The sequence below is a fragment of the Glaciihabitans arcticus genome, assembly GCF_004310685.1.
In the GTDB taxonomy this organism is placed as follows: Bacteria; Actinomycetota; Actinomycetes; order Actinomycetales; family Microbacteriaceae; genus Conyzicola; species Conyzicola arctica.
In genome coordinates this window covers 105,382-118,424 of record NZ_SISG01000001.1, presented here as the reverse complement: position 1 = coordinate 118,424, position 13,043 = coordinate 105,382, and the positions used below count along the sequence as shown (strand labels likewise).

General features: G+C 69.5%; 6 protein-coding genes. 4 read left to right on the top strand and 2 right to left on the bottom strand.

All coding sequences use genetic code 11. From position 1 onward, the window contains the following. Positions 1-39: 39 nt before the first annotated feature. The 3 genes from EYE40_RS00490 to aqpZ are packed head-to-tail and all read left to right on the top strand — an operon-like array spanning position 40 to position 3,094. Positions 40-996, top strand: a complete 957-nt coding sequence (locus EYE40_RS00490) for an AAA family ATPase (protein WP_130980106.1) — start codon at positions 40-42, stop codon at positions 994-996. A gap of 3 nt (positions 997-999) precedes the next feature. Further along, complete coding sequence (locus EYE40_RS00485) at positions 1,000-2,316, top strand: DUF58 domain-containing protein (protein WP_130980105.1); 1,317 nt, start codon at positions 1,000-1,002, stop codon at positions 2,314-2,316. A 43-nt stretch (positions 2,317-2,359) separates the two neighbouring features. Next, positions 2,360-3,094 carry an aquaporin Z gene (gene aqpZ, locus EYE40_RS00480; protein WP_130980104.1) on the top strand — a complete coding sequence of 245 codons (735 nt, stop codon included), beginning with the start codon at positions 2,360-2,362 and terminating at the stop codon, positions 3,092-3,094. Between the two features lie 63 nt (positions 3,095-3,157). Here the strand turns inward: aqpZ and EYE40_RS00475 are convergent, their stop codons facing one another. Next, entirely contained in the window at positions 3,158-4,171 is a 1,014-nt protein-coding gene (locus EYE40_RS00475; RefSeq protein ID WP_420810032.1) for a stage II sporulation protein M, read from the bottom strand. Here EYE40_RS00475 and EYE40_RS00470 point away from each other — a divergent pair. Further along, positions 4,170-5,018: an RDD family protein gene (locus EYE40_RS00470; RefSeq protein ID WP_240034651.1), complete on the top strand. Its 849-nt coding sequence runs from the start codon at positions 4,170-4,172 to the stop codon at positions 5,016-5,018. The two genes, EYE40_RS00475 and EYE40_RS00470, sit on opposite strands and share 2 nt — an antisense overlap. A gap of 5 nt (positions 5,019-5,023) precedes the next feature. Here the strand turns inward: EYE40_RS00470 and EYE40_RS15710 are convergent, their stop codons facing one another. After that, entirely contained in the window at positions 5,024-12,919 is a 7,896-nt protein-coding gene (locus EYE40_RS15710; protein ID WP_130980103.1) for an MBG domain-containing protein, read from the bottom strand. Between the last annotated feature and the right edge of the window lie 124 nt (positions 12,920-13,043).

Sequence of the window (13,043 nt, the reverse complement as noted above, 5' to 3'; positions counted from 1 at the left end):
CACGCACGAGCAATGCTCCGCAACTGAAAGAATGGGCGAATGACTGAATACCACCTGCGCGAATCCTTTGCGGCAGTGCGCACCGAGGTCGGCAAGTCCGTCGTCGGACAGGACGCCGCCGTGACCGGCCTGATGATCGCGCTGCTCGCGGGCGGCCACGTGCTGCTCGAGGGTGTGCCCGGTGTCGCCAAGACGCTGCTCGTGCGCACCCTCAGCCACACCCTCAAGCTCGAGACCACGCGTGTGCAGTTCACGCCCGACCTCATGCCCGGCGACGTCACCGGATCCCTCGTCTACGACGCGAAGGCCGGCGAGTTCGTCTTCCGCGAGGGCCCGGTGTTCACCAACATCCTGCTCGCCGACGAGATCAACCGCACGCCCCCGAAGACGCAGTCGGCCCTGCTCGAGGCCATGGAGGAGCGCCAGGTCTCGGTGGACGGCGATAGCCGAAAGCTACCCGTTCCGTTTATGGTCGCCGCGACGATGAACCCGATCGAGTACGAGGGCACCTACACGTTGCCCGAGGCGCAGCTCGACCGCTTCCTGCTCAAGCTCGTGCTCGACGTTCCGGAGCGGGACACCGAGATCGAGGTGCTCACCCGCCACGCCGCGGGCTTCAACCCGCGCGACCTGGCCGCCGCGGGCGTGACCCCGGTGCTCGACGCGAGCCAGCTCGCCGCCGCGCAGGCCGAGGTGCAGCAGGTCGGTGCGAGCGCCGACGTGATCGCCTACGCCGTCGACCTCGCGCGTGCCACGCGCCAGAGCCCCTCCGTCAAACTCGGCGTGAGCCCCCGCGGAACGACCGCCCTGCTCGCCGCGGCCAAGGCCTGGGCCTGGCTCAACGGCTCAAGTGCCATCACCCCCGACCACGTGCAGGCCATGGCGCTGCCCGTGCTGCGCCACCGCCTGCAGCTGCGCCCCGAGGCCGAACTCGAGGGCGTCTCCGCCGACGCCATCCTGCGCTCGATCCTCCAGCAGGTGCAGGTTCCGATCTAGCCGATGGCCATCTCCGGAATCTTCGTCGCACTCGTCGCCCTCGGCGTGGTGCCGATCATCGTGACGGGCCAGCCCCTCTGGCTGCTGCTCTGGGTGATCGTGTGCATCGTGCTGCTCGTGATCGACCTCTCGATCGCCGGCTCACCGCGCGCGGTGCGCCTCTCCCGCGAGCTGCCAGCGGCGATCCGACTCGGCGAGACGGCCACGGCGCGACTGCTGCTGACGAACACCGGCCGCCGTACCGTGCGTGGCCTGGTGCGCGATGGATGGCCGCCGTCTGCTGGCGCCGGCCGCACCCGGCAGGCCGTGTCCCTCCCGAGCGGTGAGCGGCGCGCGCTGGAGACGCTGCTCACGCCCTTCCGTCGCGGCGAGCGGCACGCCGAGCACGTCACGGTGCGCTCGTTCGGGCCGCTGCACCTCGCCGCCCGGCAGGCCACGATCCGACTCGGTGGCGCGATCACCGTGTTGCCGCCGTTCAACGCCCGCAAGCACCTCCCCTCGCGGCTCGCCCGCCTGCGCGAGCTCGACGGCATGACGAGTGTGATGGTGCGCGGACAGGGCACCGAATTCGACAGCCTGCGCGACTACGTGCGCGGCGACGACGTGCGCTCGATCGACTGGCGCGCCACAGCACGCCGCACCGATCCGACCGGTGCTGCCGGACAGCGCCTCGTGGTGCGCACCTGGCGCCCCGAGCGCGACCGCCGTGTCGTCATCATCGTCGACAGCGGACGCACCTCCGCCGCCCGTATCGATAACGAACCCCGCATCGACACGGCCTTCGAGTCGGCACTGCTGCTCGCCGCTCTCGCGAGCAAGGCGGGCGACCGCGTCGACCTCGTGGTCTTCGACCGTCGGGTGCGCGGGCGCGTGCAGGGCACCACGGGCGCCGAGCTCATGAGTCGAATGGTGTCGACGATGGCTCCCATCGACCCCGAGCTGATCGAGATGGACTGGAGTGCGGTACCCGGGCTCGTGCGGTCGGTGACGTCGCAGCGCGCGCTGGTCGTGCTCGCGACATCCATCGACGCCGCCGGCGCCTCGCGTGGCCTGCTCTCGGTGCTGCCGCAGCTGACCCGCCGCCACACGGTCATCGTCTCCTCGGTCACCGACCCCGACGTGCTCGAGTCGACCCTGCACCGCGGCAACCGCGCGGAGGTCTACGAGGCCGCCGCCGCCGAACGCGCCCTGCTCGACGTGGCCCGGGTGTCGGCGGCCGTGCGCCAGCTCGGTGGCGAGGTCGTCACCGCGGCCCCCGCCGATCTTCCGCCCGCCCTCGCCGACGCGTACATCGCGCTCAAGGCCGCCGGCCGGCTCTAGCTTTCTGCATCACCCCACACCCATCACAGGAAGCAGCACCCCCATGACCACTCCCGTAGTGAACGCCGACGTCGAACTCGACGAGACACCCGGACTCCACCACCGCATCGCCGCCGAAGCCTTCGGTACCTTCGTGCTCGTCTTCGGCGTGATCGGTACCGCCCTGTTCGCCTCCGGCAACACCGGCCTGCTCGGCGTCGCCCTCGCGGTCGGACTCACGGTGATCGGCGCGGCCTACGCGGTGGGCCACATCTCCGGCGGGCACTTCAACCCCGCCGTGACGCTCGGTGCGGCAGCCGCCGGCCGTTTCGCCTGGAAGGACGTGGTGCCGTACATCCTCGCGCAGGTGCTCGGCGGCATCCTCGCTACCACGCTCCTGTCGGTCGTGCGCTCGAACGGTCCGGCGAACCTCGGCACCTTCGGCGATGTCTCCAACGGATTCGGGCTGCACTCCCCCGGCAACTTCACCCTCGTCGGCGTGATCGTCGCCGAGGTGATCCTCACCGCGATCTTCCTGTTCGTGATTCTCGGTGTCACCGACCGTCGCGCGCCGAGCGGCTTCGCCCCGCTCGCGATCGGCCTCACCCTCACCCTGATCCACCTCGTCGCGATCCCGATCAGCAACGCGTCGATCAACCCGGCACGCTCGATCGCGACGGCGATCTACGGCGGCGGGGACGCAATGGGCCAGCTCTGGGTCTTCCTCGTGGCACCCGTCGTCGGTGCTCTCATCGCCGGCTTCAGCTACAGCCCGCTGTTCGAGAGCCGCAAGGCCTGAGCCTGATAACGAGAGGATGCCCCGGGCTCAGGCCCGGGGCATCCCGCGTTTAATCGGCCAGTGTCAGCCCGCGACGAGCTCGCGCGCGCCGGCCTCGAACTCGTCGAGGTCACCGGTCTGTCCCGCACGCACCGCGCGCCGACCCACCACCCACTGGTAGAGCAGGAACGAGACGAGCGCCACGGTGCCGATACCGATCTTGATCGGCCACGGCCAGTCCTGGCGCGTGACGAAGCCCTCGATGACGCCCGAGACGAGCAGCGCGAGTATCAGCCCGATGACGACGGCGAAGAATGCCCGGCCGTCCTCGGCGAGGGCGCGCACGCGGGTGCGGTTGCCGGGGGCGATCAGCGTCCAGAAGATGCGCATGCCACCGGCGCCCGCCACGAAGATCGCGTACAGCTCAAGCTGGCCGTGCGGGGCGATGTAGAGGAAGAACACGTCGAGACGGTCGTACTCGGCCATGATGCCGGCGGTGAGACCCAGCTGCTGCGCGTTGCTGAACAGCAGATAGGGCGTGTACAGGCCGACGATGCCGTAGGCGATGCACTGCGCCGCGAGCCAGGCGTTGTTGGTCCAGACGAAGCCGGTGAAGGCCTGGCCCGAGTTGTTCGAGTAGTAGTCGACGAAGTCCTCCTTCGCGTACTGCTCGAGGGCGCTCGCCTCGCCCATCGTCGCGATCACGCGCGGGTCGGACATCGCCCACCAGCCGTAGAGGAAGCCCACGAACAGCGTGCCGAGCGCGATCGCGAAGCACAGCCAGCGGATGCGGAACAGCGCGGCCGGTAGTTGGTAGACGAAGAACTCGGGAATGCGGCTCAGCACGTTGGTGGTCGTGCCGGTGAAGCGGAGTCGCGCGCGGGAGAGGCTCAGCGAGAGCCGTTCGCCCTCGATCGAGCCCGCCGTCGTCGTCTTGATGGCCGAGAGATTGCTCGCACCCGACTGGTAGCGCTCGATCAATTCGTCGGCTTCGGTGCCCGAAACAGTGCGCTTTTTGCCCAATTCGGCAAGGCGTTGCCACTCATCGCTGTGCGCGGTCGAGTAGGCGTCGAGATCCATCTGCTTAAATGATGCCATGGTCACCCCCTCCCGTGTCGACGCCGTTGCTCACTACGAGCTGCAGAACGAGCTGATGACGGGCGAGGCAGTCGCCCTCGACCTGCGTCCCGCGAGCTTCGTGATCCGCGCGGCGGGCTCCGCCATCGACTTCGTGGTCTACCTCGGCAGCTACCTCGCGCTCGCGATCCCGCTCGCCACGGGGGCGTTCGGGCTCGATGACGCGACGGTGCAGGCGCTGCTCGTGTCGACACTCGTGCTGTGCCTCGTCGTCATCCCGACCACGGTGGAGACGATGAGCCACGGAAGGTCACTCGGCCGCCTCGCCCTCGGCACCCGGATCGTGCGCGACGATGGCGGTGCGGCGGGCTTCCGGCACGCGTTCATTCGCGCGCTCGTCGGTGTGCTCGAGATCTTCACCTCGTTCGGCGGATTCGCGACGCTCACCGCGCTGCTGTCGCCGCGCTCCAAGCGCCTCGGCGACTACATTGCGGGCACCTACAGCCAGTACGAGCGCATCTCGGGTGCGAAGGCGCAGGTCTTCGGTGTTCCCGTCGAGCTTCAGCAGTGGGCGCTCACCGCCGATATAGCCCGGATGCCCGACCGCCTGGTTCGCCGCATCGCCCAGTTCCTCGGCCACGCGTCCGGGCTCACCCCGATCACGCGGGACCGCCTCAGTCGCGAACTCGCCGCGGAAGCGTCGGTGTTCGTCTCCCCCATCCCGCAGGTGCAGGCTGAATTGTTCCTGGCCGCCGTCGCGTCACTGCGTCGCGACCGGGAGCTCACCGCCCTGCAGCTCGAGCAGCAGGGTCTCGCCCGACTGGCCCCCGTGCTCGAGGGCCAGCCGCACGGTTTTCCGAACCGCTAGGCGTGCTACTCGGCGATCAGTGCCCGGCGCCGGATCGCGAACAGGATCGCTCCCCCGGCGAGAAACAGGAGCAGCAGCCCGCCGACGACCCAGGCGTAGACCGGAACACCGTCGCCCAAGGTCGATGCGGCCCTGACCGTGCCATCGGTGTCGGGATCGCTGCCGCCGGTGCCCGTGTCGGGGTCGGTTCCCGTCGTCGAGCCGCCAGACGCGTCATCCTCGTCGTCGACGACGGCGGCGGCGGGGTTGATCGTGAGGGTTCCCGGAACGTAGCTGATGGTGTAATTGCCGTCAGCCGCGCCCACACACTCGGTCGCATAGTCACCCGCGGTCGATGAGGGACTGGCATCCACGAGGCAGTTCGGCGGAGTCGACGGCGACGTGTCACGGGCGGCCAGCCCGGCGTACGACGGGTTGATGGTCGGGACGACGTCACCCTCGACCATCCCGGCGTCGGAGGCCGTGATGGTGAGCGCGCGCTTCGTGATCGACAGCTCTGCGGTGCTTCCGGTCGCGAACGCGTAGTTCGCACTCGACAGGGAGCCGGGAGAGCAGGTGATCGTGCGGTCGCCTACGTTCTCGCCGGTCGTCCGAGAGCAGTCCGCGTCTCCGCTGAGCGCCACGGTTTCCGAGCGGTCTGAGCGCACGTAGCCCGAGGTCGTCCAGTCGAAGGCGGGGTCGGCGTCGCCGTAGGTACGGGTGGCGTCGACGGCGTCGATCGCAAGCGTGGCTTTCTGCGCCACCGTGACCGAGCCGGCCGTCGCCGGCTCGTAGTCCGCATCGCCCGCGCGCGTCGCCGAGACCGAGCAGTCGCCCGCACCCGCCACGAGCTCGAGGGTTGCCGTCGTCGCGTCGGTACCGGTGATCGCGCAGACCGCAGGATCGACCGAATCGAAGGACCAGACGCCCACTCCCGATCCACCGCTGGCCGTGACCGTGATCGACGTGCCGTACACGGCGTTCGCCTGGCCCGCGAGGGCGACGAGCGCCTGTGCGATCTTCGAGGCCATGACGGTGATCACGACGTCGTCCGCGGCGACGTGATTGCCGTTGCCGGGCTGGCTCGCCGTCAGCACGCAATCGGTCGTTCCGCTGGTCATGGTGACCGTGTCACCCGTGATCGAGCAGCCGCCGGCGGCGACGACGGTCACAGGGAGTCCAGAGGCGACGGTCGGCGTCACGGTGAACGAGCTGTCGAACGGAGCAGGACTCGTGGGCTGAGCGAAGGTGATGACCTGCTGGGCTTTGACGATTCCCACGGTGCCGGTTGCGTAGCTGACGTCGTAGTTGCGGTCGACCGCACCCGAGCAGCGCGACTCGTAGTCTCCGGTGTTCGCGGTGCTCGTGGCATCCGTCTCGCAGACGGGCGGAGTTGCGGGGGCCGTGTCGCCGTTCGCGAGACCGTCGTAGCTCGGCGTGATCACGGGGACCGTCTCTCCGTAGACCATCTCATCGCCGGACGCGGTGATGAGCAGGTCGCGCTGGACGATCGTCAGGTCGGCGGCCCCGCCGGTCACGATCCGGTAGTTCGAGTTGGCGAGGGTGCCGGGTGCGCAGGTGATCGCGTAGTCGCCCACGTCTTCCCCGGTCTCGCGGGTACACACCGGGTTACCCATGATGGAGCCGCGACCATCGCCGAGTGCATAGTTGTCGAGGGTGAAGGCGAAGGCCCGGTCTGCATCACCGTAGGTCTTCGTCTTCGGAGTCGCGACAACGCGCAACTCGCGCGGTACGGCCTGGATGACGACCGAGCGGGACGCCACGACGTAATCGTCATCGCCCGCCTTCGTCGCGCCGATGACGCACGAACCGGTTCCGGAGACCATCAGGAGCGTCACCCCTGAGCCGCTCGAGGCGCTGATCACACAGACCGCCGGGGTCGAGGTGCTGAGGCTCCAGCCTCCCGAGCCGGAGCCGCCACCGAAGACCGCAGTGACCTCGTCACCGTAGGTGGCTGACGCATCGACGGTCACCGACAGCGCAGCCTGGGCGACCTTCGTCGCGGAGACGGTGCGGATGACGTTCGTCGCGGCGAGGTAGTTGGTTCCGCCCGACTGCGACGCGGTGAGCACACAACTCGCGCTGCCGCTGGTCATCGTGACGGTGAGGTCGGACACGGTGCATCCACCACCCGCATGGACCGTAACCGGCAGGCCGGACGTCGCGGTCGGGGCGACGACGAAGCTCGATCCGAATCCGGCCGGGCTGGCTGGCTGTGCGAAGGTGATCATCTGGTCGGCCTTCGTGATCGTGACCGTGCCCGCCACGTAGCCGAACGTGTAGTTGCCGCTCACCGCGCCGGAGCAGGTGATCGGGTAGCTGCCTACCTGCGCCGTCGAGGATGCGCCGCTCGTACACGTCGCGACACCCGAGGGCGCGGTCTGACCGTAGACGAGGCCCGAATAGGCCGGCTGCAGGCTCGGCGCCTGTCCGTAACGGATCTCCTGGGTCGGTGCGGTCACGGTGACCGCCGCCGGGGTGATGGAAAGGCTCGAGGTGCTGCCCGCGACGAATCTCAGGTTCGCGTTCGCGAGGGTGCCCGGCAGGCAGGTGATCGTGTATGACCCCACGTTGGTGCCCGCCGCACGACTGCATGCCGCGGAGCCTGTGAGGGTGAATTCGCTCCCGACCGTGCCGGTGGGAAGGTTCGACAGGTTGAAGCCGAGTGAGGGGTCGGCCTCGCCGTAGACGACGGTGCGCGGTGCTGCGTCGACACTCGCCACGTGCTTGACCGTGGCCAGCGTCACGGTGAAGGAACGTGCTGTGTAGTTCGCGTCGCTCGAACGGAGGACCGTGACGGGGCAGGAACTGCCCGCCTCTGTGACTCGGTAGCTGAACGTGGTATCCGTCCGCCCCACATAGCTGCATGGGCCGGCCCACGCGTAGCTGAAGGTTCCCGAGCCGGAGCCGCCCCCAGCGGTGAACGTCACGGTCGACCCGAAGGCCGCCGAGGCGGGCCCGGTGACAGTCACCGCCGCCTGCGCCGCCTTGGCGGTGGTCACGCTGATTGCGGCGTCCGGTGCGGCCAGGAAGGTCTCGCTGCCCGCCTGGCTCGCGCTGAGCGCGCACGGAGTGGTGCCACTCGTGACGGTGACCGTCGTGCCGGTGATCGTGCAGCCCCCGGTCGCGGTCACGGTGACGGGCAGACCGGAGCTCGCCGTAGGAGCCACGGAGAAGGTCGTGCCGTAGACGCCCGATGTGGTCGGCTGCGGGAACGTGATGGTCTGCGCGCCCTTCACGATCGTGAAGTTCGTCAGCGTGTAGGGGAATCCGGGCATGTAGCCGGTGATGTTGAGATTGCCCAACGCCGAACCCGTCACGGTGATCGAGGCGACACCGGCGACCGCCGCTACGTTCTCGAGGTAGCCGGTCACGTCGCCGGGGCCGCTGTTCTGGCCGAAGCTGACGAGGCGGGTCGAGTCGGGACCGGTCGTCACGGTGTTGCCCGCGCTGTCGGTGATGACTCCCGAGATGACGCGGGTGCTGCCGATTCCGAGGTCGCCGGTCTGCGACTGAGTGAGTACGAGTTTCGTGGCCGCGTGGGTGATCGTGATGCGGCCGTTGCCGCCGTTGCTCGAGCCGAGGAAGGATCCGCTGAGGTTCGTGGGGCTGAACCAGCTGGAGCCGCCACCACCACCGCCGCCCATGTCGCCGCCGCCGCCACCACCGCCGCCGTAGTAGCCGGCGCCGCCGCCACCGCCACCGGAACCGGAGGAGCCGCTGCCACCGCCGTTACCGCCGACCCCGAGCGCACCGGCGGAACCGACCCGGGCACCACTGCCCGATCCACCACCACCACCGCCGCCTGCTGTGGTCGCCGTCGCTCCCCCACCGGCACCCGGCCAGCCATTGGCCTCCGTGTACGAGCAACCGCGGGTGCCCGAACCATCGGCGTTCGCGCCACCGTTGCCACCGCAGTGCGAGGTCCGCGGATCCTGGCCCGTGACAGCACCCGGTCCAGCACCGGCACCCGCGACCACCACGCGGTCGGTAAGGGCGCAGGAGCTCGTGGCTGCACAGGCACCGACACGGATATCTGACGCCCCACCACCGGCACCCGCCGGAACGTAATAGGAGGCTCCGCTCGAGCCACCGCCACCGACACCACCAACCGTCACCTGCAGCACCTGGCCGGGCGTCACGGCGAGAACCGAGCTCACCCCGCCGCCCGTGCCGGGTGCGCCGTTGCCATAGGTCGGCTTCTGACCCGCCGCACCCCACGCCTCGACGCGGATGCTCGACCAGCCCTGCGGAACGGTGAAGGACCGCGTGCCGGGGTTCGCGAAATTCGCGGTGATCGCGGAAACGACCTGCGAGAGGCTCGCCGAAGAACTGGTCACGTAGTCGTCCGCGCCCGAGTACCGCGCGACGATCGCGTTCGCTCCGACCGAGGTCGGCTTGGCCAGGCAGCGGGCGATTCCGTTCGCCGGGTCAACGGCAATCGCGCCACAACCGACCAGGGTCACACCGTTGTCGGTGAATGCCACCGTGCCCGCGGTGGGCGCGGGGCTGACCGTCGCAGTGAACTCCACACCGACACCGACCGCGCTCGGGTTGAGGTCGGAGACCAGGGTCGTGGTGGTCGGAGCGGCCGTGACGGGCTGCGAGAACGCGGCCGAGGTGCTGGTCGTGTAGTCGTCGTTGCCTCCGAACACGGCCGTGACGGTACGGGTTCCGGATGAGGTGTAGGTGCGGGAACAGGTCGCAACGCCCGTGGTGGTGTTTAGACCGACGTTGGTGCAGTCGGCGACGGCGACGCCGCCCTCACGGAACGTGACGCTGCCGCCGGTCGGTGCCGGGTTGACGGTGGCGGTGTAGACCAGCTGTGTGCCGGCCGGAACCGTCGCCGCGCCCGACGTGACGACGGTGACCGTGGATGCCTTGGTCGTGGTCTGCGTGATCGCGGCCGACTGGCTGGGCAGCGAGGTGGCGGAGCCGGAATAGACCGCGCGCACCGTGCTGGTCCCGACGGAGCGGAACGACAGGGTCGAACAGGTTGCGGTGCCGGACGTGACGGGCGCGGCGGTGCATCCCGTGATCGGCGCACCGTTCATCGTGAAGCCGACGGTTCCGGTGTGCGTTCCTGTCGCGACGGTCGCTGTGAGTACCACGGCGTTGCCAGCAGCGTTGGTGGTGGGCGAGGAGGTGACCGTGGTGGTCGTGACCGCGGTCGCCGGCAGTGCGGTGATGGTCACGCGACCGTCTCCGCCGTTGCTCGAGCCGAGGAAGGATCCGCTGAGGTTCGTGGGGCTGAACCAGCTGGAGCCGCCTCCACCACCGCCGCCCATGTCGCCGCCGCCGCCACCACCGCCGCCGTAGTAGCCGGCGCCGCCGCCACCACCACCGGAACCGGACGATCCGCTGCCACCGCCGTTACCGCCGACCCCGAGCGCACCGGCGGAACCGACCCGGGCACCGCTGCCGAAGCCACCACCACCACCGCCGCCTGCTGTGGTCGCCGTCGCTCCCCCACCGGCACCCGGCCAGCCATTGGCCTCCGTGTACGAGCAACCGCGGGTGCCCGATCCATCGGCGTTCGCGCCACCGTTGCCACCGCAGTGCGAGGTCCGCGGATCCTGGCCCGTGACAGCACCCGGTCCAGCACCCGCACCCGCGACCACCACGCGGTCGGCAAGGGCGCAGGAGCTCGTGGCTGCACAGTCACCGATACGGATATCCGATGCGCCACCACCGGCACCCGCCGGAACGTAATAAGACGCGCCGCTCGAGCCACCACCACCGACACCACCGACGGTCACCTGCAACACCTGGCCGGGCGTTACAGCGAGAACCGAGCTCACGCCACCACCCGTCCCCGGAGCGCCGTTGCCATACTGCGGCTTCTGACCCGCCGCACCCCACGCCTCGATACGGATTCCGTACACGCCCGCGGGCACCGTATACCGCTTGGAAGAGTTGTACCCGGCGGGGTCGGAGGTGACCGTCTGGGTCACCGTCCCCGAGGTGCTTGCCGCGTAGTCGACGGATCCGGAGTAGACGGCGATGATCGCATAGCCGCCCGTGCTCGTGAAGGTCGTGCCGCAGACGGCCTCACCGTTCGCGGCGCTCACCGCTACCGTCGCGCAGCCGGGGATGGTCGTGCCGTTGGAGCTGAACCTCACGGTTCCGGCCGTGGGCGCGGGGAGGGTCGTGGACGTGAAGGTGACCCCGCCGCCGAGACCGGTCGGCGTGGCATCCGTGCGAAGGCTGGTCACCGTCGAGGCACCCGTCACCTGCTGGGAGAATGCGGGAGAGGTGCTCGCCGTGTAGTCCGCGTTGCCGCTGTACTGCGCGGTGATCGAACGGGTTCCCGCCGTGACGTTGGTGAAGGAACAGGTCGCAATACCGGTGGTCGAGTCGATGCCCACGCCGGTACATCCCGGAATCGCCGTAGCGCCCTCGAGGAAGTTCACGGTGCCACCGGTGGCCGCAGGCGTGGTCTTCGCGGAATAGACGACCTGCGCGCCCGCCGACTGGGGATTGGCGCTCGAGGTGACTGCCGTCGTCGACGTAGCGCGGGTGGTCGTGCTGGTCACGGTAGAGGACTGACTGGCGAGCACAGTCGTGGTACCGGAGAAAGTCGCACGGATGACCCGGTCGCCGAGGGTGCGGAAGGAGGTGGTCGCACAGCTGGCGACGCCGGAGACGACCGGCACGGCCTGGCAGTCGAGAATGGGCGCCTGGTTCTGTACGAAGGAGACGGTTCCCTCTGATCCGTTCGGAGTGACCGTCGCCTTGAGGGTGATCGGCTGGGATGCCGTTCCCGTGGTGGGCGCCACCGCGAGTACCGTCGCCGAGGAGACGGTGGGAGTCAGGGCCGTGACAGTCACCGAGCCGGCGCCGCCGTTGCTCGAGCCGAGGAAGGATCCGCTGAGGGTCGTGGGGCTGAACCAGCTGGAGCCGCCACCTCCACCGCCGCCTGCATCGCCGCCACCGCCACCACCGCCGCCGTAGTAGCCAGCGCCGCCGCCACCGCCACCGGAACCGGAGGAGCCGCTGCCACCGGCGTTGCCGCCGACGCCGAGCGCTCCGGCGGAACCGACCCGGGCACCACTGCCGGAACCGCCGCCACCTCCACCGCCGGCCGCGGTCGCCGTCGCGCCACCACCGGCACCCGGCCAGCCGTTGGCCTCGGTGTACGAGCAACCGCGGTTGCCAGAGCCATCGGCGTTTGCGCCTCCGTTACCGCCGCAGTGCGAGTTGTTCGGGTCGGTGCCGGTCACTGCACCGGGGCCACCACCGGCGCCCGCGACGATGACACGGTCAGCGAGCCCACATTCGCCTGTCGCGGCACAGGCACCAACGCGCACGTCCGTCGCGCCTCCGCCCGCACCGGCGGCAACGTAATATGAGGCACCGCTCGCGCCACCGCCACCAATGGCGCCCTCGGTGATCTGCAGCACCTGCCCGGGTACCACCGCGAGGGTCGACCGTACGCCACCGCCCTTGCCGGTGGCGCCGTTGCCGTACTGGGGCTTCTGCGCGCCGGCACCCCACGCGACGATCTCGACAGCGTGGACACCTGAGGGAACCGTGTAGAGCCGAACGCCGTCAGCGAGCGCCGCGGCTTGGGCAGCGAGCGCTGTCGCGCCCTTGGCCACCTTCGCGGGCAGCTTGCCGATTGTGGGCGGAGCGGTCGCTTCCGGGCTCGGGATGACGGTGGGCGCAGCCGTAGGTTCCACGGGTGCGGCAGGCGACGGCTCGGCCACGGGCGTCTCGACCACGGGTGCCGGAGAGGGTTCGGGCTCGGCCGTCGGCTCTGCCGCGGGCGTCTCGACGACGGAGACTTCGGGGGCTGCGGTCGGTGCCTCATCGGCGAGCGCTACAAGGGGAACGCTGAACGATGCGGTGACGAGGGCAAACGCGAGAACCGCGCTCAGAAGGGGACGAACAGTTGTCACGGGATGCCTAGCGTCGGGTGCATCCGACGGCCCTCGACGGATGACTTCAGGCTAGTAAACGCGACGAAACATCACACCCCCGCAACCGGGGGTAGACCCGCCAACACGGGTCTCGATACGGCCC